This is a genomic window from Rhodococcus sp. As11 (genome assembly GCF_048957735.1).
Classification (GTDB): Bacteria; Actinomycetota; Actinomycetes; order Mycobacteriales; family Mycobacteriaceae; genus Rhodococcus; species Rhodococcus gordoniae.
Genome location: NZ_JARDJE010000015.1, coordinates 16,812 through 39,268, shown reverse-complemented (window position 1 = coordinate 39,268; position 22,457 = coordinate 16,812). Strand labels below are relative to the sequence as shown.

General features: G+C 68.2%; 20 protein-coding genes, 1 tRNA gene and 1 other RNA gene. 12 read left to right on the top strand and 10 right to left on the bottom strand.

The window, feature by feature from the left end:
* Positions 1-43 precede the first annotated feature (43 nt).
* Positions 44-138: signal recognition particle sRNA small type (ffs, locus tag PV766_RS17520), an RNA gene on the bottom strand.
* 116 nt (positions 139-254) lie between these two features.
* Between ffs and PV766_RS17515 the strand changes: the two genes are divergently transcribed.
* Positions 255-342 (top strand) — tRNA-Ser (locus PV766_RS17515).
* Positions 343-427: 85 nt separating this feature from the next.
* Positions 428-691, top strand: a complete 264-nt coding sequence (locus tag PV766_RS17510; RefSeq protein WP_016932882.1) for a hypothetical protein — start codon at positions 428-430, stop codon at positions 689-691.
* Positions 692-735: 44 nt separating this feature from the next.
* Here PV766_RS17510 and PV766_RS17505 read toward each other — a convergent pair whose 3' ends face one another.
* Positions 736-1,833 carry a GmrSD restriction endonuclease domain-containing protein gene (locus tag PV766_RS17505; protein WP_421097517.1) on the bottom strand — a complete coding sequence of 366 codons (1,098 nt, stop codon included), beginning with the start codon at positions 1,831-1,833 and terminating at the stop codon, positions 736-738.
* A gap of 141 nt (positions 1,834-1,974) precedes the next feature.
* Between PV766_RS17505 and PV766_RS17500 the strand changes: the two genes are divergently transcribed.
* A complete protein-coding gene (locus tag PV766_RS17500; protein ID WP_421097516.1) occupies positions 1,975-2,640 on the top strand; it encodes a YoaK family protein in 666 nt (221 codons plus the stop codon).
* Positions 2,641-2,692: 52 nt separating this feature from the next.
* Positions 2,693-3,277 (top strand): TetR/AcrR family transcriptional regulator, encoded by a 585-nt coding sequence (locus PV766_RS17495; protein ID WP_129977774.1) that lies wholly within the window; start codon positions 2,693-2,695, stop codon positions 3,275-3,277.
* 129 nt (positions 3,278-3,406) lie between these two features.
* Here PV766_RS17495 and PV766_RS17490 read toward each other — a convergent pair whose 3' ends face one another.
* A complete protein-coding gene (locus tag PV766_RS17490; protein ID WP_064062864.1) occupies positions 3,407-4,144 on the bottom strand; it encodes a 3-hydroxybutyrate dehydrogenase in 738 nt (245 codons plus the stop codon).
* Positions 4,141-5,529 carry an MFS transporter gene (locus PV766_RS17485; protein WP_421097515.1) on the bottom strand — a complete coding sequence of 463 codons (1,389 nt, stop codon included), beginning with the start codon at positions 5,527-5,529 and terminating at the stop codon, positions 4,141-4,143. Before PV766_RS17485 ends, PV766_RS17490 begins: the two co-directional genes overlap by 4 nt.
* A 123-nt stretch (positions 5,530-5,652) precedes the next feature.
* Here PV766_RS17485 and PV766_RS17480 point away from each other — a divergent pair, with 123 nt between their 5' ends.
* From PV766_RS17480 to PV766_RS17460, 5 genes are all read left to right on the top strand, one after another.
* Positions 5,653-6,552, top strand: a complete 900-nt coding sequence (locus tag PV766_RS17480) for a LysR family transcriptional regulator (RefSeq protein WP_421097514.1) — start codon at positions 5,653-5,655, stop codon at positions 6,550-6,552.
* A 9-nt stretch (positions 6,553-6,561) separates the two neighbouring features.
* A complete protein-coding gene (gene gluQRS / locus PV766_RS17475) occupies positions 6,562-7,512 on the top strand; it encodes a tRNA glutamyl-Q(34) synthetase GluQRS (protein WP_421097513.1) in 951 nt (316 codons plus the stop codon).
* Positions 7,513-7,580: 68 nt separating this feature from the next.
* Positions 7,581-8,525, top strand: coding sequence for a hypothetical protein (locus tag PV766_RS17470; protein ID WP_064062868.1), 945 nt, complete (start codon positions 7,581-7,583; stop codon positions 8,523-8,525).
* Between the two features lie 110 nt (positions 8,526-8,635).
* A complete protein-coding gene (locus PV766_RS17465) occupies positions 8,636-9,391 on the top strand; it encodes an RDD family protein (protein WP_064062909.1) in 756 nt (251 codons plus the stop codon).
* Between the two features lie 125 nt (positions 9,392-9,516).
* Positions 9,517-10,248, top strand: coding sequence for a queuosine precursor transporter (locus PV766_RS17460; protein ID WP_016932892.1), 732 nt, complete (start codon positions 9,517-9,519; stop codon positions 10,246-10,248).
* Between the two features lie 18 nt (positions 10,249-10,266).
* On the opposite strand, the gene tgt is transcribed toward PV766_RS17460, so the two are convergent.
* From tgt to PV766_RS17445, 3 genes are all read right to left on the bottom strand, one after another.
* Positions 10,267-11,526: a tRNA guanosine(34) transglycosylase Tgt gene (gene tgt, locus PV766_RS17455; RefSeq protein WP_421097512.1), complete on the bottom strand. Its 1,260-nt coding sequence runs from the start codon at positions 11,524-11,526 to the stop codon at positions 10,267-10,269.
* Positions 11,523-12,737: an MFS transporter gene (locus PV766_RS17450; protein ID WP_064062870.1), complete on the bottom strand. Its 1,215-nt coding sequence runs from the start codon at positions 12,735-12,737 to the stop codon at positions 11,523-11,525. Before PV766_RS17450 ends, tgt begins: the two co-directional genes overlap by 4 nt.
* Positions 12,738-12,898: 161 nt before the next feature.
* Positions 12,899-15,640 (bottom strand): calcium-translocating P-type ATPase, PMCA-type, encoded by a 2,742-nt coding sequence (locus PV766_RS17445; protein ID WP_371053942.1) that lies wholly within the window; start codon positions 15,638-15,640, stop codon positions 12,899-12,901.
* Positions 15,641-15,789: 149 nt separating this feature from the next.
* Here PV766_RS17445 and PV766_RS17440 point away from each other — a divergent pair, with 149 nt between their 5' ends.
* Together PV766_RS17440 and PV766_RS17435 are read left to right on the top strand one after the other, a co-directional pair.
* The gene (locus tag PV766_RS17440) at positions 15,790-16,209 is read left to right on the top strand and encodes a pyridoxamine 5'-phosphate oxidase family protein (protein ID WP_129977781.1); all 420 of its coding nucleotides are present in this window, start codon (positions 15,790-15,792) and stop codon (positions 16,207-16,209) included.
* Between the two features lie 36 nt (positions 16,210-16,245).
* The gene (locus tag PV766_RS17435) at positions 16,246-17,136 is read left to right on the top strand and encodes a cation diffusion facilitator family transporter (protein WP_371053946.1); all 891 of its coding nucleotides are present in this window, start codon (positions 16,246-16,248) and stop codon (positions 17,134-17,136) included.
* Here PV766_RS17435 and PV766_RS17430 read toward each other — a convergent pair.
* Positions 17,123-17,725 carry a LysE/ArgO family amino acid transporter gene (locus tag PV766_RS17430; protein ID WP_016933907.1) on the bottom strand — a complete coding sequence of 201 codons (603 nt, stop codon included), beginning with the start codon at positions 17,723-17,725 and terminating at the stop codon, positions 17,123-17,125. The genes PV766_RS17435 and PV766_RS17430 overlap by 14 nt on opposite strands.
* A gap of 72 nt (positions 17,726-17,797) precedes the next feature.
* On the opposite strand from PV766_RS17430, the gene PV766_RS17425 reads away from it, so the two are divergent.
* Positions 17,798-18,679 (top strand): LysR family transcriptional regulator ArgP, encoded by an 882-nt coding sequence (locus PV766_RS17425; protein ID WP_064062873.1) that lies wholly within the window; start codon positions 17,798-17,800, stop codon positions 18,677-18,679.
* Between the two features lie 114 nt (positions 18,680-18,793).
* Here the strand turns inward: PV766_RS17425 and PV766_RS17420 are convergent, their stop codons facing one another.
* Together PV766_RS17420 and PV766_RS17415 are read right to left on the bottom strand one after the other, a co-directional pair.
* On the bottom strand, positions 18,794-20,683 hold the full coding sequence (locus tag PV766_RS17420) for an ABC transporter ATP-binding protein (protein ID WP_064062874.1): 1,890 nt from the start codon (positions 20,681-20,683) through the stop codon (positions 18,794-18,796).
* A complete protein-coding gene (locus PV766_RS17415; protein ID WP_255162064.1) occupies positions 20,680-22,407 on the bottom strand; it encodes an ABC transporter ATP-binding protein in 1,728 nt (575 codons plus the stop codon). The genes PV766_RS17420 and PV766_RS17415 overlap by 4 nt, the downstream gene beginning before the upstream one ends.
* Between the last annotated feature and the right edge of the window lie 50 nt (positions 22,408-22,457).

The following is a 22,457-nucleotide window of genomic DNA, read 5'->3' as shown; positions in this document are numbered from 1 at the left end:
AGGGACCTTTCACCGTGCACGGCGACACGGGCATCGGCGGAAATTAAGAGGACCCCGCGCACCCGGCAGAGCCCGTTGACCCTTGCTGCCTTCCGGCCCTGGGGGAGTTCACAGGATGCGCGCCGCGCGGGATCCATCGGCAAGTGTAGAGGAACGTGTGCCCCGCGGCGAACCAGCCCCCGCAGAGCCCTCGGATTCCGGGTGCGACGTGCCCGTTTGGCAACTTGGGGTCACCATTCGGTATGCTTCCCCACGGAGGATTCGCCTAGTGGCCTATGGCGCTCGCCTGGAACGCGGGTTGGGTTAACGCCCTCAGGGGTTCAAATCCCCTATCCTCCGCCACGGAACCCCGTGGGACGCACAGCGTCCCACGGGGTTTCTGCTTTTTCACCCCCTGTGTTCGCGTGCCCGGCCGATCTCGGGCACGATGCGTCTCGTGACCGCGGACGACAATTTCCCGCTCTCCGGCGACGCCGACCACGAGCAGGCTTCGGTCTGGGTGGAGATGTTGGACCGCGAGATCGACGAGCTGTCCACGACCATCGAGAGGACCGGGCAGAAGGCCCGTGCCGAGCATCGGGTGGGCGCCGTGGACCGGGCGCGCCGGTTCGACGCGGAGGTCGAGCGGCTGGCCGCCCAACTCCGCGATCTCCACCGCATGCGCCGCAATCTCACCGACCGCTTCAGCTGATCGGGAGATCGCGGCGGTGCGCTACTCGCAGGCGCTGCGGTGCGCTACTCGCAGGCCACGCCGTCGCCGTCGCGGTCCATCTTCGGGCGGTAGCCGGGCTGCCCCGCGTACAGCGGCGCCGCTCCCGCGGCCCGGGCAGCCGAACAGTTCTCGAAGTACACACTCGCCGGAGCGGCGGGCTGCGCAGGCGCCACCGGTGCGGGCTCTGCGGGAGCGGGTGCCGGTGCCGGAGCAGGGGCGGGTGCCGGAGCAGGGGCGGGTGCCGGAGCAGGGGCCGGGGCCGTCGTGGTCGTGGGCACGACGGCGGGCGCTGCGCCGGCAGGAATTCCTCCTCCGCATTCGGTGAGGACCCGTGCCATCGCATCGTGCTCGGCCTGCGTCACCCACAACCCGTAGATCGCCTTGACCTCGATCTGCCGCGCGACGTACGTGCAGCGGTAGGCGCGGTTCGGCGGCAGCCAGGTGGCGGCGTCGCCGTCGCTCTTCTGCTGGTTGGTCGGCCCGTCCACCGCCTGGAGATTGCGCGGATCGTTGGCGAAATCGGCCCGGGTGCCTGCGTCGAGTTGCTGCGCGCCCTTCTGCCACGCGTCGGACAGCGCGACGACGTGGTCGATCTGCACCGCGGTGGAGGTGTCCTGTCCGCGCGTGAACGCGATCGTCGTCCCGGTGTACACGTCGTTCAGGGTTCCCGACGCCACGACGCAGTCGCGGGTGCCGGACTTGTAGACGATGTCGACGAGGTCGCGTCGCAGGATGTCGTTGCGGGTGTCGCAACCGTTGCGCCCGAACTCCACCGACACGTCGTCGCTCCACGCCTGACCGAACAGGTCGCGGCTGTAGCCGGTCTTGGGTGCGCGGCCCTTGATCGGCAGGGTCGCCAGCCGGGCCAGGGCATCCGACGAGGCCGCCGGGACGGCCGGGCTCCGGTCAGCGGGGCTCGGGGCGCTCGCGGACGTGGGGCGTGTCGTGCCGGACGGCGTCGTCGTGGAGGTCTCCGAACTCGGTGCCGGGGATTGTTCGGAGGTCGCCGCCGGCGCGACGGCGGTGTCTTCGACGGTCGAGTCGCAACCGGAGAGGGTCAGACCCACGACCGTCGCGACGACGAGAAGGGACAGCCGGAACGACAAGCGGGGCAAGGACATCGGGAGAACTCCTGAGAACGACGGTGCCGGACGGCTCCGCCTTGTCCATCGCGTTCACGGCGCCCGGTCGTTACAGCACGTAAGTGTCTCGGTAACTGCTGCCGACGTCGTCCCGGTCGACACGGTTCCTACTATCGTCCTGTGGTCGGTTACGGCAGGCAGTTGCAGGGACTCGCGATCGCATTGTCCTCTCTCGCAGGGTTCATCGACGCCCTCGGTTTCATCACCCTCGGCGGTGTCTTCGTGTCGTTCATGAGCGGGAACTCCACCCGTCTCGCGGTCGGCACGGCAGACGGCACGTGGAAGACGGTGGCCCTCATCGGCGGTGTGCTCGCGCTCTTCGTGCTCGGGGTGATCCTCGGCAGCGTCGTGGCGGAATCGACCGACCGCGACCGGCGGACGCGCAAGACCGCGGTCCTCGCGACGGTGACGGTGTTGCTGACGATCGGAGCCGCCGCCGTGTTCGCAGGCCGGACGCCGGTCGCCGTGATCGCGATGACGCTGGCCATGGGAACGGAGAACTCGGTGTTCCGCCGTCACGGGGAGACGACCGTCGCGCTCACCTACATGACGGGCGCGCTGGTCAAGATCGGGCAGCGGATCGCGGCGGCGTTCTTCGGTGGTCCGCGCTGGAGCTGGCTGCCCTATCTGGGTCTGTGGGGCGGCCTGGTGACGGGCGCGGTTCTCGGCGCGCTCGCCCACAGGGTGCTGGGGCTGCACGCCCTGTGGATCGCAGCGGCGTTCGCGGCCGCGTTGACGCTCTCGGTCCGTTTCCTCTCCGATCACGAACTCACCGGCGGGGTGTGATTCCCGCCCCCCGTACGTTCGTACGGTGGAGAGCTCGGTTACGGTGCTCCCCATGCGCACGCGCCCCTACGTCACCACCAGCCCCACAAGGCTCGCCGCGGCCCTGCTCGACGTGGCCGCGCGCAATGGTCTCGACGCGGCGAGCGTGCGGGAGGTGGCCAACGAGGCAGGGGTCTCGATCGGGGCGGTGCAACACCATTTCCCGACCAAGGACGAGATGCTCGCGTACTCGTTCCGCACCCTCTCGGACCGGGTGCTGAACCGGTTGACGAACGTCGATCCCGACATCGATCCGGCGCGCACCCTGTTCTCCGCGCTGAGCCAGCTGCTCCCGCTCGACGAGGAACGCGACAGCGAGGTCCACGTGATGTCGGCGTTCGCCGTGCGGGCGGTCACCTCCCCCACGCTGAGCGCCATCCGCACCGCCACCCTGTTCACGATCCGGACGGGCATAGCGCGCGTATTGATCCGCGCGGGAACACCCGACCCGGAGACCCGGGCCGCCCTGTTGCTCTCGGCCGCGAACGGGCTCGCGCTCGACGCGGCGGCCGGCCCCGATCTCTACCCGCGGGAGTATCTGACCCACGCTCTGCACGCCCAGGTCCAGCTCGTCCTCGACGGCGCCGACGCGCACTGACCCGCGCCCCGGATTCCGGGACGCGGGTCGGGAATACGGTCGCGCAGCGGGTCGGGAATCGACCGACCGCCCCGCGGTCAGTGATCGACCGACCGCCCCGCGGTCAGTGATCGACCGACCGCCCCGCGGTCAGTGGGCCGACCAGCCGCCGTCCATCGTGTACGACGCGCCGGTGACCATCCCGGCCTCGTCGGAGACCAGCCACGACACGAGCGAGGCCACCTCCTCCGGCTCGACCAGCCGGGGCACCGCCTGATCGGTGAGCAGCACCTCGGAGAGCACGCGATCCTCCGGAATGTCGTGTGCACGGGCCTGTTCCGAGATCTGCTTCTCCACCAGCGGGGTACGGACGTAACCCGGATTGACGCAGTTGCTCGTCACACCGCGGGGACCACCCTCGAGCGCGACGACCTTGGAGAACCCTTCGAGGCCGTGTTTGGCGGTGACGTACCCGGCCTTGAAGGCCGAGGCACGCAGCCCGTGGACCGATGAGATGTTCACGATCCGGCCGAAGCCCCGCTCGTACATGCCGGGCAGCGCGGCCTTCACGAGCAGGAAGGGCGCCTCGACCATGAGCGTCTGGATGCGGCGGAAGTCGGTGAGGGCGAAGTCCTCCACCGGCCGAACGACCTGGATGCCGGCGTTGTTGACGAGGATGTCGACGTCGAGACGGAGACCGTCGAGGCCGTCGGTGTCGAGCAGGTCGACGCCCCACGCCTCTCCCCCGATCTCGTGGGCGAGCGTCTTCGCGGCGACCTCGTCGACGTCGGCGACGGTCACTCGGACTCCCCGACCGGCGAGGGCTCGGGCGCAGGCCGCCCCGATCCCGCCGGCACCGCCGGTCACGAGTGCGGTGCGGGCCCTCATGCGGAGACCCCGGCGTTCTCGGCGGCCTTCTCCTGGGCCACCGTTTCCGCGTCCGCGGCGTCGATGTCGCGCAGCGAGATGCCCTTCGTCTCACGTGCCACGATCACCGCGACGATCGTGATCAGCGACGAGCCGAGCAGGTAGAAGGAGATCGGGACCGACGAGTCGAAGCGGCTGAGGAGGCTCGCGGCGATGATCGGGGCGAGCGACCCGGCGACGATCGAGGTGACCTGGTAGCCGAGCGAGACACCCGAGTAGCGCATGCGGGTCGGGAACATCTCCGCCATGATCGCGGGCTGCCCCGCATACATGAACGAGTGGAAGACGAGTCCGATGACGATCGCCGAGACGATCCACGCGCTGTTGCCGGTGTCCATCATCGGGAAGGCGAGGAAGCCCCAGGCACCGGCGGTGACGGCACCGATCATGTAGACGGGGCGTCGCCCCAGCGTGTCCGACAGGCGTCCGACCACCGGGATGACCACGAAGTGCACGGCGTGGGCGGCGAGCATCCACCACAGGATGTGGCTGGTGTCGGCACCGACGACGACCTTCAGGTAGGTGATCGAGAAGGTGACGACGAGGTAGTACATGACGTTCTCGGCGAACCGCAGGCCCATGGCCGTGAAGACGCCACGCGGGTAACGCTGGAGCACCTCGAAGACGTTGAACGAGGTCTCCTTCAGCTGCTCGGCCTCCTGCTGCGCCTCGAGAAAGATCGGGGCGTCGGTGACCTTGGTGCGGATGTAGTAACCGATCAGGACGATGACGGCGGAGAGCCAGAACGCGACGCGCCAGCCCCACGACAGGAAGGCCGACTCGGGCAGCGTCGTGGTGAGGACGAGCAGGACGATCGTCGCGAGGAGGTTGCCCATCGGCACGCCGGCCTGCGGCCAGGAGGCCCAGAACCCGCGCGACCGGTCGGGGCTGTGTTCGGCGACCAGCAGCACTGCGCCGCCCCACTCACCGCCGACTGCGAAGCCCTGGATGAACCGGAGCGTCACGAGCAGCGCCGGGGCCCAGTAGCCGATGGCACCGAAGGTCGGCAGGCAACCCATGAGGAAGGTCGCGACGCCGACCATGATGATGCTGGTCTGCAGCAGTTGCTTGCGCCCGAACCGGTCGCCGAAATGACCGAAGACGATTCCGCCGAGCGGCCGCGCGACGAAACCCACCGCATAGGTGACGAACGCCGCGATGATCGCGTCGAGTTCGTTGCCGCCGTCGGGGAAGAAGACCTTGGCGAAGACGAGGGTGGCGGCGGTTCCGTAGAGGAAGAACTCGTACCACTCGACGACGGTGCCCGCCATGGACGCACCGACGACCCTCCGCAATGCCGACGGTGAACTCTCCGGCCCACCCGTTCGTGCCTGTTCGACGCTCATTGCTGCACCCTCCCGGGACGATCTGTGACGGGGAACACTTCCACACGCATATGCCGAGTATCGATACGCACATATGCATTCACAATGACGCGATTCGCAGACACAATCTGCAAAACTGCACATATGAGCGTGCCCTCGGCCGATGACCTCCTCGTCCTGCTCGCCGTCGGGCGCAGCGGAAGGTTCACCAGCGCGGCCGACGACCTGGGCGTCAATCACACGACGATCTCCCGCCGGATCGCTGCACTGGAGCGAAGCCTCGGCGGTCGCGTGCTCACCCGGTCGGCGGCGGGCTGGGAACTGACCGATCTCGGCCGCGAGGCCCTCGACGCCGCCGAACGCATCGAAGCCGCGGTCGGGCGACTGCGGAACCCGAGCGGCGAGCGCCGACTCGAAGGCGTCGTGCGCATCTCCGCCACCGACGGTTTCAGCGCGTACATCGCAGCCCCGGCCGGCGCGCTCGTCCGGCAACGCCACCCGGGTATCTCCGTCGAGATCGTCGCCACCACCCGTCGCGCCTCGCAGCAACGATCCGGGATGGACGTCGAGGTGGTCGTGGGACGGCCACAGGTGCACCGCGCCGAAGCGCACCGTCTCGCCGACTACACCCTGGGTCTGTACGCCTCGCGCGACTATCTCGCCGCGCACGGCTCCCCGTCGTCGGTCCGCGACCTGCGCGAACACACCCTCGTGTACTTCATCGACTCGATGCTGCAGGTCGACGACCTCGACGTGGCGCGACGTATCGCCCCCGACATGCAGGATTCGATCAGCTCGACGAACGTGTTCGTGCACGTCGAGGCGACCCGTGCTGCCGGAGGCCTCGGTCTGCTGCCGTGCTTCATGGCCGACCGGCACCCCGACCTCGTCCGGATCCTGCCCGGCGAGGTCGAGGCACGTCTGGCCTACTGGCTCGTCGCACGCTCGGAGACGTTGCGCCGGCCGGAGGTCGCGGCGGCGGTTGCGGCGATCCGGGAGGTCGCCCATGCCCAGCGAGCGGTGCTCCTGGGTGTCGCTCGCTAGAGTGCACGGGTGTCACTTTCGGGCGAGGACGAGGCAGGAGCGGGCCGCTTCGCCCCGAGCCCCTCGGGCGACCTGCACCTCGGCAACCTGCGTACCGCCGTCCTGGCGTGGTTGTTCGCGCGGTCGACGAACCGCCGGTTCCTGGTACGCGTCGAGGATCTCGACCGGGTGCGTCCCGGTGCGGAGCAACGTCAACTCGCGGACCTCGCGGCGATCGGCCTCGACTGGGACGGCCGGGTGGTCCACCAATCCCGTCGCCTGCGTCTGTACGACGAGGCGATCGCGCGGCTCGAGCAGGCCGGCCTGACCTACGAGTGCTACTGCACCCGACGCGAGATCCTCGAGGCCACCTCCGCGCCCCACGCTCCTGCGGGCGCCTATCCGGGCACCTGCCGCGGCCTCACCGACGAGCAGCGCGCCGAACGCCGGGCCTCCGGCCGTGCCCCCGCGATCCGGTTGCGGGCGTCCGAGGAGTGGTTCACGGTCCACGACCTGCTGCACGGGGATTTCACGGGCATCGTCGACGATCTCGTCCTGCGCCGCAACGACGGAACCCCCGCCTACAACCTCGCCGTGGTGGTGGACGACGCCGACCAGGGCATCGACCAGGTGGTGCGCGGCGACGACCTGCTCACCTCCGCCCCCCGACAGGCCTGTCTCGCACACCTGCTCGGATTGCCGGAGCCCGTCTACGCGCACGTGCCGCTCGCGCTCAACGAGGAGGGCAAGCGACTGGCCAAGAGGGACGGTGCGGTGACGCTGGGCGATCAGCTCGCGCTCGGCCACACGGCCGCCGACGTGCTGGGCACGATCGCCGTGTCGCTGCGTCTTGCGGACCCCGGCGAGCCCGTGTCGCCGGAACTGTTGCTGGACCGCTGGAATCCCGCGCGACTTCCCCGTGATCCGTGGGTCTTCACGCCGGCGGGGGAAGGCATCCGACAGGACACGACGCGGACATAGCGGATGCAGATCCCGTGTGATGTACGTACTCTCTCGGAAGTGTCCGAACCCGGAGACGAGAGGCAGCGATGACCACCGGTGGTTACGACCCGAATCAGGATCCGCAGAAGCCGGGTGGTTATCCGCCGCCCGGCGGCTATCCGCCGCCGTCGGGCGGTGGCACTCCCCCGCCGGGTGGGAACTATCCGCCGCCCGGAAATTACCCGCCGCCCGGTGACTACCCGCCGCCGGGTAACTATCCCCCACCCTCGGGTGGCAACTACCCACCGCCGGGTGGGTCCTACCCGCCGCCGGGGAATTATCCGCCCCCACCGTCAGGGGGCAATTATCCGCCTCCGCCGGGCGCGTACGGCGCCGGGAACTTCGGTGGGCCGCCCACGAACCAGTTGAGTGTCGGCGACGCGATCTCCTACGGCTGGTCCAAGTTCAGTGGCAACGCGGGCGTGTGGATCATTTTCATGCTCGTCGCGTTCGTCATCCAGGGCCTGATCAGCGGCATCTTCAACGGATTCGACTTCACCGGCGACACGACCGAGTTCTCCGCCCTGAGCATCGTCGGCAGCATCGTCTCCGCGATCGTCGGTTACCTGATCCAGGCCGCTTTCGTGCGCGGGGCACTGGCCGAAACGGACGGGCAACGGCCCGCATTCGGCACGTTCCTGCAGATCGGCCCGATCGCCGCGGTCATCGTCGCGGGCCTGCTCGTGGGCATCGGCACGACGATCGGTCTCGTGCTGTGCATCATTCCGGGCCTGGTGTTCGCGTTCTTCGCGTGGTGGACGATGCAGTTCGTCATCGATCGCAACCAGGACGCGGTCACCGCGATCAAGTCGAGTGTCAACGCCGTGAAATCGAATGCGGGGACGTTGTTCCTGCTCGCACTCGCACTGTTCGGCCTCAACCTTCTCGGTGCTCTGCTGTGCCTGATCGGCCTGCTGGTCACGGTGCCGGTGTCGATCATCGCCGTCACGTACGCCTACCGGGTCACCACGGGTGGTCCCGTAGCGGCCTGACCCGGCTCGACGGCGCCCTCCCGTCGCACACCCCCCGAGGCATCTACCGACGCGCCACGGCACGCTGTACCGTGGCGCGTTGCCATGCCGATCGCGACAAGGGAGACATTTTGACGACAGGCGGATACCCACCACCTCCGCAGGACCCCCACGTTCCGGGTGGATACCCCGGTGGCGGTTCCCCCTCGTACGGTGGCACACCGTCCGACTACACCCAGCAGTTCCCGCAGTACGGTGCGCCCCAGAACGGGGCCCCGCAATACGGCGCACCCCAGTACGGCGCACCCCAGTACGGAACACCGCAGAACGGAGCTCCTCGGTACGACGCACCCCAGTACGGCGCACCTCAGTACGGGGCGCCGGCGGGCGACCAGTTCGGTGGAGGCCCGGGATTCCCCGGCCCGAACTTCGGCACCGGCACCCCGGGGCAGCTGTTGCCGCGTTTCGGCGCCCGCATCATCGACGGCCTCATCGTCGGCATCCCCATGGGGATCCTGAGCGTGGTCATGCTCCTCGCGAGCGGCGGAAGCGGCTTCGTGAACTTCTTCATGACGGTCGTCAGCGGTGTCGTCGCCTTCGGCTACTGGACCTACATGGAGTCCACCCAGGGCGCGACCCTCGGCAAGAAGCTCCTCGGACTGTCGGTCGCCGGTCCCGCGGGCGGCAACCCCACCCTCGAGCAGGCCGCCAAGCGCAACGCCTTCGTCGCGCTGCAGATCCTCACCGGCATCCCGTTGCTCGGCTTCCTCGTCGGTCTGCTGTCGTTCGCCGCATACATCGGTATCGCGGTCACCATCGAGCAGGACGGCAACAAGCAGGGCTTCCACGACAAGTTCGCCGGCGGCACCCAGGTCCGCAAGTCCTGATCTCACGCGTGTCACGGGCCCCGTCCTCGAGCGGACGGGGCCCGTTCGTCACATTTGGGGTGTTCGCGCACGTACAGACGGTCCGCAACTTCGTGATCGGCACGTCGTGATGCTTGGATGTGCGGGTGACCGAGCACGGACCGAACACCTCCCCCGCCCTCTTCGACCACGCCGCCTTCGCACGCGTGAGCCGCAGCCCGTACACGGGAATCGTCGTGCTGTTCACCGCGGTGCTGATGATCTCCAACATCTCCGCGACGAAGGGCATCGCTTTCTTCACCGACTCCGAACTCGGGTTCGGTCCGCTGCAGATCCTGCCGATCATCACCGACGGCGGATTCTTCCTGTTCCCCCTCGCCTACATCCTCGGCGACGTACTCAGCGAGGTGTACGGCTTCGCAGCCACCCGCCGCGCGGTGTTCTACGGATTCGGGGCGGTCGCGCTGTCCGCGCTGTGCTTCTGGCTCACGCAGCAGCTTCCGCCCGCCGACTTCTATGCCGGGCAGGAATCCTTCGAGAACGTGCTCGGGGTGGTGCCCCGGATGTTGATCGCCGGACTCGCCGGATACGCGGTCGGGCAGCTGCTCAACTCGTACGTCCTGGTCCTGATCAAGGAGCGCACGCGGGAGAAGTACCTGTGGGCGCGTCTGATCGGGTCGACCGTCGTCGGCGAGTTCGCCGACACCCTGATCTTCTGCTCGATCGCCGCGGGCGTCATCGGCATCACGACCTGGGGCGATTTCGTCAACTTCGTGGTCGTCGGGTTCCTGTGGAAGACGCTGGTCGAGATCATCGTGCTTCCGGTGACCTACCGCGCGATCGCGTACGTCAAGAAGCGCGAACCGTCCTACGCGTGACGGGTTACGCCCGATGACTCACGCCTGACGCCGGCTCGCGTAGAACCGGCCCAGGGTCTCGGTCTTGAACTCGGCGAAGGTGCCGTTCTCGATGCTCGTCCGGATGTCGTCGACGAGCCGCACCGTGAACCGCTCGTTGTGGATCGTGCACAACGTCGAGGCGAGCATCTCCTTCGCCTTGAACAGGTGGTGGATGTACGCGCGCGTGTAGTTCCGGCAGGTGTAGCAGTCGCAGTTCTCGTCGATCGGCGTGAAGTCGCGCCGGTGGCGACTCGTGTTGATGTTGAATCGGCCGTCCGGGTGGTAGATCGCGGCGTTGCGCGCGACCCGCGAAGGATTGACGCAGTCGAAGGTGTCGACACCGTGTTCGACGGCGACGAACACGTCGTCGGGTTCGCTGATGCCCAGCAGGTGCCGCGGCTTGTGCTCGGGCAGTTCCTCGGTGCACCAGCGCACGATCGTGCCGAGGTTGTGCTTCTCGAGCGCACCGCCGATGCCGTAGCCGTCGAACCCGCGGCCGGTCTCACCGACGATGGATTCGAGGCCCCGGCAGGCCTGTCGGCGCAGGTCCTCGTACTGCGCGCCCTGCACGACCCCGAACAACGCCTGATAGGGACGGTGGGCACGCTCGGCGGTGAGCTTCTCGTGCTCGGCGATGCACCGCACCGCCCACGCCTGGGTACGTTCGAGGGAGCGTTCCTGATAGCCGCGCGTGTTCATCAGTGTCGTGAGCTCGTCGAAGGCGAACATGATGTCGGCACCGAGTTCGTGCTGGATGCGCATCGACACCTCGGGGGTGAACCGGTGCCGCGACCCGTCGAGGTGCGATTTGAAGGTCACCCCGTCGTTGTCGACGTGCGCGAGCCGTTCCTTGCCCTTGGCGATGACCTCGTCGTTCTGGACGCCCACGGACTCCATCGCGATGACCTTCTTGAAACCGGCACCGAGCGACATGACCTGGAAACCGCCGCTGTCGGTGAAGGTCGGGCCGGGCCAGTTCATGAACTGTCCCAGCCCGCCCGCCTCGTCGACGATGTCGGAACCGGGCTGCAGATAGAGGTGGTAGGCGTTGGCGAGCAGCGCCTGGGAGCCGAGCTCGGCCATCGTCTCGGGCAGCACCGCCTTGACGGTCGCCTTCGTGCCCACCGGGATGAACGCCGGCGTCCGGATGTCCCCGTGCGGGGTGTGGATCGTGCCGGTGCGGCCGAGTCCGTTGTCGAGACGCGCTCCGACGGTGAAGAAAGGATCGGACGGGGTCGGAATGCTGGGATCGGTCACTTCCGTATCCAATCATGTCGCCACACCGAGACCGCGAACACGGCGACGCCGGCCAGCGCCAGCAGCACGCCGACCGCGGCAGGAGCGGTGTAGCCGAATCCGGCGGCGATCACGACCCCGCCGATCCACGCCCCGAACGCGTTGGCGAGGTTGAACGCCGCGTGGTGGAGCGACGCCGCGAGCGTCTGGGCGTCCTCCGCGACATCCATCAACCGCACCTGCAGGGCCGGACCCACCGCGGCACATCCGACACCCAGACCGAAGACCATCACGAAGGCGGTCCAGGGGTTGTGGGCTGCGGCGACGAACAGCGCGAGCAGCACCGCGAGCGAGGTGATCGACGCGAAGACGCCGGGGATCACCCCGCGGTCGGCGACCCGGCCGCCGACGGCGTTGCCGACGACCATGCCCACTCCGAAGAGCATCAGCGCGACCGGCACGAGCGATCTCGACACTCCGGCGACGTCGGTCAGCGTCGTGCTGATGTAGGTGTACACGGCGAACACGCCACCGAAGCCGATGACGGCCACCGCGAGGGTGAGCCAGACGGTGCTGCTCTTCAGCGCGCCGAGTTCGACCCGCACGCTGGTGGTCGGTATCGACAGCGACGGCACCCAGGCCGCGAGAGCAGCGACGGTGCCCACTCCGATCACCGCGACCAGCACGAACGCCGCGCGCCACCCGAACGCCATCCCGAGCCACGAGGCGGCGGGCACACCGACGACGTTCGCGACCGACAGCCCCATCATCACCAGCGAGACCGCCCGTGCACGGCGACCGGGACCGGCGAGATGCGCCGCGACCAGCGCGGCGACCCCGAAGTACGCACCGTGCGGCAGGCCGGCGACGAACCGGGAGGCGACGAGCAAGCCGTAGTTCGGGGCCAGCACCGTTGCGGCGTTACCGAGGGTGAACGCGACCATCAGCGCGACCAGCAGTGTCTTGCGTGGGACGCGTGCGGCGATCGTGGCGATCAGCGGGGCACCGACGACGACACCGGCCGCGTAGGCGGAGACGACGTGACCCGCGGTCGGTTCGGAGACGCCGACACTCGTCGCGATCTCGGGGAGCAGCCCCATGGCGACGAACTCGGTGGTTCCGATACCGAACCCGCCGAGAGCGAGCGCCCACATCACCGGCGTGCGCGCAGGATGTCCGGAGTCGGCGTGGGCAGGATCGTCGATGGGGCGGCCGGAAGCCGTGGTGGTCATCGGTGAGGAAACCTTCGATCGTCGATGGCCCCGGAGTCGGACGTCGTGCGGCCCGGGACGAGGGCGCCCTCGGGGAGCGGCGCATGGGCAGCTTCCATTCTGGGGCAGTCCGGCCACTCACTTCTTCTCGCGACGACGTGAGTTGCGCCATCTCGGGACCGTCAGGTGAGGAAGGTCGTATCCGCCCGTTCGGCTCTGCGCGCCTCGAGCCTCCTCGCGACGAACTTGCCGGCCTCGTCCACCCACAGCACCGTCGAGCCGACGGCCACCGCGAGCAGCCATTGCTCGGAGGTGAGCGAGGTGGTGTCCATGAATCCCTGCAGGGCGTCGAGTTGCACCACGCAGATCTGCAGGACGACGACGGCGATGATCGCGATCCAGATGGTGTGGTTGGTGAACGTCTGCGCCGAGAACACCGATCCGAGATCCGAGCGCACGTTGAACAGGTTGAAGATCTGGTAGAAGACGAACGTGGTGAACGCCAGGGTGGTCGCGAACAGCGGGTCGGATGCGCTGTCGGGGAACAGTTCCGGGCCGAAATGCAGAACCGCGACGGTGCCGGCCGTCATGACGATGCCGAGCCCGAGGATGCGCTGTACCCGGGAGCGTTCGAGCAGGGCCTCGTGGGCGGGGCGCGGGCGTCGCCTCATCGCGTCCGGGGCGGTCGGATCGACACCGAGCGCGAGGGCCGGCGGTCCGTCCATGATGATGTTCACCCACAGGATCTGCAGGGCACTGAAGGGTGCCCCGCCCGCGAGGCCGAGTACACCGGCCGTCAGGAAGATCAGGACGAAACCCCACGCCGTGGTGAGCTGGAACTTCACGAATTTGATGATGTTGTCGTAGATTCCGCGTCCTTCGGCGACCGCGGCGACGATGGTCGCGAAGTTGTCGTCGGTGAGGATCATGTCCGCGGCGCCCTTGGAGACGTCGGTGCCGGTGATACCCATCGCGACACCGATGTCCGACTGTTCGAGCGCCGGAGCGTCGTTGACCCCGTCGCCCGTCATCGCGACGATCTGCCCGTCGGCTTGCAGCGCCTCGACGAACCTGATCTTGTGTTCGGGTGCCACGCGAGCGAGGACACCGAATTCCTGTGCTCTGTCCCGCAGTTCGTCGTCCGTGAGTGTGTCGAGGTCGGCGCCGGAGGCCGCCGACCCGCGGATCCCGAGTTCCTCGGCGATCGCGGAGGCCGTCACCAGATGGTCGCCGGTGATCATGTGCACCGCGATGCCCGCCTCGTGGGCCACGGCGATGGCATCCTCGGCCTCGGTTCGCGGCGGATCGACGATGCCGACGACCGCGTGGACGGTCAGGCCGGACACCTTCTCCTGCAGTGCATCCGTGTCGCCGCGCGGGACGGCATCGAGATTGCGACCTGCGATCATGAGGGTGCGCAGGCCTTCCGACGCCAGTGACTCCACAGCCCGGCGGATCCTCGCGCGACCGTCGTCGTCGAGCGGCATCGGACCGGCGGAACCGGCGATCGACACGGCCCGGTCGAGCAGCACGCCCGGGGCCCCCTTCACGAAACAGCGGTATCCGCCGCCCGGCAGGGTGTGGAAGGTGGCCATGTACTTGTAATCCGAGTCGAACGGCACCTCCGCGATGCGGTTCAGCGCGGCGCGCGCACCCTCGACGTCGATCCCCCCCTTCTCGGCGAGCACCACGAGAGCGCCCTCGGTGGGATCGCCGACGAGCACTCCGTTCCTCACCGTCGCGTCGTTGCACAGACCCATACCGAGCAGTGCGTCCGTGAAATCCGGTGCGGGCAGGCCGTCGCCGACGAGGATCTTGCCGTCGGTTCCGTAACCGGTGCCGGTGACACGGAAAGCGCGACCGGCGACGAGCAGACGCTGCACCGTCATCTCGTTGAGCGTGAGGGTGCCGGTCTTGTCGGTGCAGATGTGGGTGGTGCTGCCCAGCGTCTCGACCGCGGCGAGCCGTTTGACGATGGCACCGCGGGCGGCGAGGCGTGAGGCACCCATCGCGAGGGTGAATGCGACCACGGCCGTGAGCCCTTCGGGAATCGTCGCGACCGCGAGCGACACGGCGGTGACGAGGAGGTCCGACCACGACTGTCCCCGCAGCAGACCGAGGACGAACACCAGCGCCACCGTCACGATCGCAATGATCGTCAAGGTCTGGGCGAGCTGACCGATGCGTCGTTGCAGTGGTGTCTGTTCGGTGCCGGCCGACCCGAGAAGGGTTGCGATGGAACCCATCTCGGTACGCATACCCGTGCCGGTGACGATCATCGCGGCGCGTCCCCGCGTGACCTCGGTGTTCATGAACAGCATGTCGGTGCGGTCGCCGAGCGGCGCATCGGGATCGTCGACGACATCGACCTGCTTGTCGACCGGCTGGGATTCGCCGGTGAGCGCGGCCTCGGCGACCTGCAACCGGACGGCGGTGACGAGACGGCCGTCGGCCGGGACGGTGTCGCCGGCCTCGAGAAGCACCACGTCGCCGGGGACGAGTTCGGCGCGGGGCACCTCCGTCCCGCGACCGTCGCGCAGCACCCGGCTGGTGGACACCGACATCTTCTTCAGCGCCGCGAGACTGCTCTCGGCCCGCGATTCCTGCACATCGTTCAGCACGGTGTTGAGCGCGATCACCGCGAAGATGACGACGGAGGTCTCCCATTCACGGGAGACAGTGGCGCTGACCACCGCCGCCACCACCAGTACCAGCGTCATCTTGTCGGCGAGCAGCGACAGCACCCGCCGCCAGGTCGGAACCCGTTTCGCCTCGTCGAGCAGATTCGGGCCGTGCTCGTCGCGGCGCCGCTCGACCTCCTCCGCGTTCAGTCCGCGTTGCGGGTCGACCGCGAACGCCTCGGCCACGTCGGCCGCGTCGCGGGTGTGCCAACTCGAGGTGGTCGCGGGAGCCTGTGCGGGCATCGGCACTCCTCATTCGGGGCTGCTCTCGGCGGATCGGGCGAACGCGGTCCTGACGGCCGGTCTCACCGTAACCGCCGGAGCGTTCCACTGCGCCGGAAGCCGGTTCGTGATGTGCTGGATACGGCAGCGGAACCGGAGGAGTGAACGCGATGAGCGACAACCCGAACACCGACGATCCCGTCGTCCCGCTCGACGAGGACCAGTGCTGGGACCTGCTCGCGACGGGCAAGGTGGGCCGGCTCGTCACCGTCGTGGACGGGCGGCCGGAGATCTATCCCGTCAACTACGTCGTCGACGAGCGCACGGTGTACTTCCGCAGCGGTGAGGGCAGCAAGCTCTCCGAACTGGCGGTGTACTCGCAGGTCGCGTTCGAGGTCGACGAGATCCACGAGGACTCGGCGTGGAGCGTGGTGCTGCACGGACACGCCCGGGTCCTGCGCAGTTTCGAGGATGCGGCGAGGATCGACGCCCTCGGACTGACCCCGTGGGTTCCCACCCCGAAATACGACTACGTCGCGTTGAAGGCCACCGATCTCACCGGGATGCGGCTCACGCTCGTCCAGCGCTGAGCAGTGGCACCCTCTGTGCAGCAGCACCGACTGCTGATGCGGTTCATGCTGCTCTCGGTGGCGACCGCGCTCGCGACGATGCTGCTGAAGGCGTCCGCGGCATGGATCACCGGATCGGTGGGTCTGCTGTCGGACGCGCTCGAATCCGGGGTCAACCTCGTGGCGGCGCTCGTCGGCCTCGCGGCGCTGCGCCTCGCCGCGAAACCCGCCGACGAGAACCACGACTTCGGGCACGGAAAAGCCGAATACCTCTCCGCCGCGGTGGAGGGCACCATGGTCTTCGCTGCCGCGACAGCGATTCTGTGGACGTCGGTGGAGCGCCTGATCTCACCGCAGCCGGTGACCGAGGTCGGCATCGGCCTCGTCCTGTCGGCCGCATCCTCGGCGCTCAATCTCGTGGTGGGTCTGCTGCTGATCCGACAGGGACGCGCACACCGGTCGATCACGCTGGTCGCGGACGGAAAGCACCTGCTGACGGACGTGTGGACCTCGGCGGGCGTGCTCGTCGGCGTCGCGCTCGTCGCATTGTCGGGCTGGGACGTGCTCGACCCGATCGTGGCGATCCTCGTCGCGCTGAACATCCTGCGGATCGGATTCGGGCTGGTGCGACAGGCCGTTGTCGGCATGCTCGACACGGTCCTGCCGCCGGAGGACGTGACGGCGGTGAACGCCGTCCTCGACCGCTACCGCGAACCGGGACGGGTGACGATCCTGCCCCCGCGGACCCGCGAATCGGGACGCCAGCGCTTCGTCTACCTCACGGTGCGGGTGCCGGGCGAATGGACGGTGCGGGCCGGGCACGACCTGCTCGACCGCATCGAGGCGGACCTCGCCGAAGCGCTGCCCGGCATCGTCGTGTTCAGCCATCTCGAACCCACCCGGGCACCGATCGAGCCCGGGCGGCCGGGCGGGATCACGCGGACGTGATCAAGCCCGCGCCGAGACCGAGCATGAGTACCGCCACGCCGCCGTCGAGGATGCGCCACGAGGCAGGCTTGGCGAACCAGGCGCGCAGATAACGGGCCCCGTAGCCGAGGGCGGCGAACCACACGACGCTCGCGGTGATCGCCCCGGCACCGAACCACCAGCGTCCGGGATTGCCGTAGTGGTTGGCCACCGATCCGAGCATGAGCACGGTGTCGAGATAGGTGTGGGGATTGAGCCAGGTCAGCGCCAGGCAGGTCAGCAGGGCCGCGCCGATGGTCACGGCGCCGCCCGGAGCGGCGGACAACGCGGACGGCTTCAGCGCGCGACGTGCCGCGAAGAGTCCGTAGCAGATGAGGAAAGCGGCACCTCCCCAACGGATCACGTCGATCGCGCCGGGTGCGCGGTCGAGGATCGTCGCGATCCCGGCGATACCCGCGGTGATGAGCAGCGCGTCGGATATCGCGCACACCGCGATCACAGGCAGTACATGTCGTCGCGCGATGGCCATGCGCAGGACGAAGGCGTTCTGCGCGCCGATGGCGACGATGAGGGACAGACCTGTGACGAATCCGGCGGCGACGAGTGACATGGCATCGACGCTAGGAATCCTGCCGAGATAAGAACAATTGATTTTGCTGTAGCTACATTAGAGTTCCTTCATATGGATCTCGACTTCGCTCAACTTCGCACTTTTGCAGCGGTATTGGACGAGGGCACCTTCGACGGTGCGGCGGCTGTTCTTCGCGTCACACCCTCCGCGGTGAGTCAGCGCATCAAGTCACTGGAGCAACACGTCGGTCGGGTGCTGCTGCGGCGGACCCGCCCGGTGACCGCGACCTCGGCCGGCGAGGTGGTGATGCGGCTCGCCCGGCAGGTCGCACGACTCGAACAGGATGCTTCCGAAGAACTCGGATTCGGAGCCGACGCCGGGAGTTACGCCACGATCCCCCTCGTCGTCAATGCCGATTCCATGTCCACCTGGCTGCTTCGGGCCCTCGCCCGGATGCCCGTGCGATATCGCGCCCTCTTCGAACTGCACCGGGAGGACGAGTTCCATTCGACGAATCTCCTGCGCGACGGCACCGCCATGGCCGCGGTCACCTCCGTCCCCGAACCCGTGCAGGGATGCACGTCCGAGAAGCTCGGCGCCATGCGTTATCACGCGATGGCCAGCGTCGACTTCGCCGAACGCTGGTTTTCCGGAGGCATGACCCCCGCCGCACTGCGCGAGGCCCCGATGCTCGCCTTCGACCGCAAGGACGACATGCAGGATCGGTTCGTGCGCACACGGACCCGCCGGAAGACGAACCCTCCCCGCACCTACGTTCCGGGCGCCCTCGAATTCGTCGACGCGGCGCGGCTGGGCCTGGGCTGGGCCATGCTTCCCGATGCGATGGTCACCGACACGACCGATCTCGTGAGCCTGGCACCGGACGACCCGATCGACGTGCCGCTGTACTGGCAGCGGTGGCGGTTGGACTCACCGGTGCTCGACGCACTGACCGATACGGTGCGGCGCACCGCACTCGAAGTGCTGCACTGAAATTCGGCAGACGCGGTTCCGGTCGCGCGGCCGTCCACGAAGCACACCACCGGGATCGTCTGCCCCGCACAGGGATATCGCCCGTTGCCGGAACGCCGCCGAAACCTGCCGCGGTCACTCCACGAGTGCTTTGAACTGCGCGTCGTACAGCCGCGCGTACGCGCCGGACGCCTCGAGCAACCCCTCGTGCGTGCCCTGCTCGACGATCCGTCCGTCCTCCATCACCACGATGCGGTCGGCGTTGCGGATGGTCGACAGGCGGTGGGCGATGACGAAACTGGTGCGGTCGTCGCGCAACCGCGCGGTGGCCTGCTGGACGAGCAGTTCGGTGCGGGTGTCGACGGAACTCGTCGCCTCGTCGAGGATGAGGATCGACGGCTTGGACACGAACGCCCGCGCGATCGTGATGAGCTGACGCTCACCGGCACTGAGGTTGCCGTCGTTCTCCTCGTCGATGACGGTGTCGTAGCCGTCGGGCAGGGCCCGCACGAAACGGTCGACGTAACTCATCCGGGCCGCCGACATGATCTGGTTCTCGGTGGCGTACGGATTGCCGTAGGCGATGTTCTCGCGGATGGTGCCGCCGAACAGCCAGGTGTCCTGCAGGACGATGCCGATGCGCGAGCGCAGCTCGTCGCGGGACATCGAGCGGATGTCGACACCGTCGACGAGGATCCGTCCCGCGTCGACCTCGTAGAACCGCAGGATCAGGTTGATGAGGGTGGTCTTGCCGGCGCCCGTCGGGCCGACGATCGCGATCATCTGGCCCGGCTCGGCCCGCAACGACAGGTTCTCGATGAGCGGCCGGTCGGGGGTGTACGAGAACGCAACGTTCTCGAACTCGACGAGGCCGTGCCGGCTCCACGGCATCGTCGGCGCCGCGACCTCCGGTTCCTCCTCCGGTTCGTCGAGCACGGCGAACACCCGCTCGGCCGACGCGGACGCCGACTGCAGCAGGTTGACCATCGCGCCGATCTGCGCGAGCGGCTGCACGAGCTGTCGCGAGTACTGGATCATCGCCTGGATCTCACCGAGCGACGCGGTGCCCGACGCGATCCGCAGACCACCGAGCACCGCGATGACGACGTAGCCGATGTTGCCGAGGAAGGTCACGAACGGCATCACCAGACCGGACACGAACTGCGCCCGATAGGAGGCCTGGTACAGCGATTCGTTGGTGTCTGTGAAGCGCCGCTGCACTTCTTCCGTCCGGCCGTAGGCGGTGATGAGCTCGTGTCCGGTGAACGCTTCCTCGATCTGACCGTTGAGCTTGCCGGTCGTCTCCCACTGCGCTGCGAAGTGCTTGCGCGAGCGCCTCGCGATGATCACCGTCGCCACCACCGACGCCGGGACGGTCAGGATCGCGACCACCGCCAGCATCGGCGAGATGTACAGCATCATCACCACGAGGCCGAACAGGGTCAGGACCGCGAGGACGAGCTGGGAGATGGACTCCTGCATGCCCGCCGAGACGTTGTCGATGTCGTTGGTGACGCGGCTGAGCAGGTCGCCGCGCGAATGCGTGTCGAAATAGCGCAGCGGAAGCCGGTGGATCTTGCGTTCGACCCGCGACCGCATGTCGCGCACGACGCGCTGCACGATCTCGTTGAGGCCGTAGGCGGCGACCCAGATCAGGCCGGACGAGAGCAGGTACAGCGCGAGCACGATGACGAGGATCCGGCCGAGGGCCGGGAAGTCGATGCCGAGCCCGGGCACCACATCCATACCCGAGACCATGTCGGCGAACTGGTCGCGCCCTTCGGCGCGCAGACCGGCGACGGCCTCCTCCTTGGACCGGCCGGCGGGCAGTTGCATGCCCACCACCCCGTCGAAGATGACGTCGGTGCCGCGGCCGAGGACGAAGGGCGCCACCGACATGCTCACGACCCCGAGGAAGGCGGAGAACAGGACCGAGTAGACGGCGTAACGCTGCGGGTGGAGCAGACCGAGCACCCGGCTGACGGTGCGCACACGCGACGGCGCCGCGGCTTCCGGAGTCGTCATACCGTGGCCATCCTCTGCGACTCGACGATCTCCGAGTACGTCCGGCACCGGCCGAGCAGCCCCAGATGCGTCCCGGAATCGACCATGACGCCGTTGTCGAGGACGACGATGCGATCGGCGTCCTGCACCGTGGAGACCCGCTGCGCGACGATGAGCACGCATGCATCGCGCGTCTCGGGCTCGAGCGCGGCCCGCAACCGGGCGTCGGTCGCCGGGTCGAGTGCGGAGAAGGCGTCGTCGAACAGGTAGACGGAGGGCCGGCGGACGAGGGCCCGGGCGATCGCGAGTCGCTGGCGTTGCCCGCCGGAGACGGTCGTGCCGCCCTGGGCCAGGACCGTGTTCAGCCCGTCCTCGCTCTGGTGGACGAAGTCCGCCGCTTGCGCGACCTCGAGGGCGTGCCACAGTTCGTCGTCGGTGGCGTCGGCGCGCCCGTACCGGAGGTTGTCGGCAATGGTCCCGGAGAACAGGTACGCCTTCTGTGGCACCACGGCGATGCGTGAGCGCAGCACGGTGGTGTCGAGCGCCCGGACATCGACACCCGCGACGAGCACCTGCCCGGCGGTGACGTCGATCAGGCGCGGCACGAGCCGCATCAGGGTGCTCTTGCCCGAGCCGGTGCCGCCGATGATCGCGGTCGTGGAACCGGGATCGGCGCGGAACGACACCCCGCTCAGCACGGGGGCGTCGGCGCCCGGATAGGAGAAGCCCGCGCCTCGCAGTTCGAGGGTGACGCGGGGCGGGAGTTCACGGACGGGTTCGGCGGGCGACGTGACCGTCGGTTCCGTGTCGAGGACGTCGAGGATGCGTTCGGCGCAGACCGTGGCGCGCGGCGCCATGATCGCGACGAACGACGTCATGAGCACGGCCATGAGAATCTGGGCGATGTAGGTGATCATCGCGGTGATGGAGCCGACCTGCATCGCACCGGCGTCGATACGGTGAGCGCCGACCCACAGCACGGCCACGGTGCTCACGTTCGAGATCAGCAGCACCGCCGGGTACAGCACGGAGTTCACCCGTCCGACGCGCAGGGCGGTCGCGGTGAGGTCGTCGTTGGCACCGTCGAAGCGGGCCTTCTCGGTCTCGTCGCGCACGAACGCCCGGATCACCCGGATGCCGGTGATCTGCTCACGCAGCACCCGGTTCACCGAGTCGATGCGTTTCTGCATCACCCGGAAGCCGGGAAGCATGAGGGCGATGAGGGTGATCATCGTGAAGATCAGCACCGGCACGGCGACGACCAGCACCAGCGAGGTGCCGGGGTCCTGACGGATCGCCATGATCACGCCGCCGATTCCCATGATCGGGGAGGTCACCACGATGGTGCAGGTCATGAGCACGAGCATCTGGACCTGTTGCACGTCGTTGGTGTTGCGGGTGATCAGCGACGGGGCACCGAACGTTCCGAACTCGCGCGCCGAGAACTGCCCGACGCTGCGGACCAGCGCGAGTCGCACGTCGCGGCCGAAGCCCATGGCGGCACGCGCCGCGAAGTAGACGGCACCGATCGCAGCCCCGATCTCGACGGCGCCGATGCCGAGCATCACCAGACCGGTGCGCACGATGTAATCGATGTCCCCGGTCGCCACGCCGTTGTCGATGATGTCGGCGTTGAGACTCGGGAGCAGCAACATGCCCCCGGTGGCGATCAGCTGCAGGAGCACGACCCCCGCGAGGGCACCCCGGTAGGGCGCCATGAAGCGGCGCAACAGCCGTAGCAACATGGGCATCACGCTACCCGCGCCTTCCTGCGACGATCTCCACGGACGGACGG

Bases quoted from the DNA above. Each gene is read 5' to 3' on its own strand.
- PV766_RS17510 (WP_016932882.1), top strand. From the start codon at position 428: ATGCGTCTCGTGACCGCGGACGACAATTTCCCGCTCTCCGGCGACGCC.
- PV766_RS17505 (WP_421097517.1), bottom strand. From the start codon at position 1,833: ATGTCCTTGCCCCGCTTGTCGTTCCGGCTGTCCCTTCTCGTCGTCGCG.
- PV766_RS17495 (WP_129977774.1), top strand. From the start codon at position 2,693: ATGCGCACGCGCCCCTACGTCACCACCAGCCCCACAAGGCTCGCCGCG.
- PV766_RS17490 (WP_064062864.1), bottom strand. From the start codon at position 4,144: ATGAGGGCCCGCACCGCACTCGTGACCGGCGGTGCCGGCGGGATCGGG.
- PV766_RS17485 (WP_421097515.1), bottom strand. From the start codon at position 5,529: ATGAGCGTCGAACAGGCACGAACGGGTGGGCCGGAGAGTTCACCGTCG.
- PV766_RS17480 (WP_421097514.1), top strand. From the start codon at position 5,653: ATGAGCGTGCCCTCGGCCGATGACCTCCTCGTCCTGCTCGCCGTCGGG.
- PV766_RS17470 (WP_064062868.1), top strand. From the start codon at position 7,581: ATGACCACCGGTGGTTACGACCCGAATCAGGATCCGCAGAAGCCGGGT.
- PV766_RS17450 (WP_064062870.1), bottom strand. From the start codon at position 12,737: ATGACCACCACGGCTTCCGGCCGCCCCATCGACGATCCTGCCCACGCC.
- PV766_RS17445 (WP_371053942.1), bottom strand. From the start codon at position 15,640: ATGCCCGCACAGGCTCCCGCGACCACCTCGAGTTGGCACACCCGCGAC.
- PV766_RS17440 (WP_129977781.1), top strand. From the start codon at position 15,790: ATGAGCGACAACCCGAACACCGACGATCCCGTCGTCCCGCTCGACGAG.
- PV766_RS17435 (WP_371053946.1), top strand. From the start codon at position 16,246: ATGCGGTTCATGCTGCTCTCGGTGGCGACCGCGCTCGCGACGATGCTG.
- PV766_RS17430 (WP_016933907.1), bottom strand. From the start codon at position 17,725: ATGTCACTCGTCGCCGCCGGATTCGTCACAGGTCTGTCCCTCATCGTC.
- PV766_RS17425 (WP_064062873.1), top strand. From the start codon at position 17,798: ATGGATCTCGACTTCGCTCAACTTCGCACTTTTGCAGCGGTATTGGAC.
- PV766_RS17420 (WP_064062874.1), bottom strand. From the start codon at position 20,683: ATGACGACTCCGGAAGCCGCGGCGCCGTCGCGTGTGCGCACCGTCAGC.
- PV766_RS17415 (WP_255162064.1), bottom strand. From the start codon at position 22,407: ATGTTGCTACGGCTGTTGCGCCGCTTCATGGCGCCCTACCGGGGTGCC.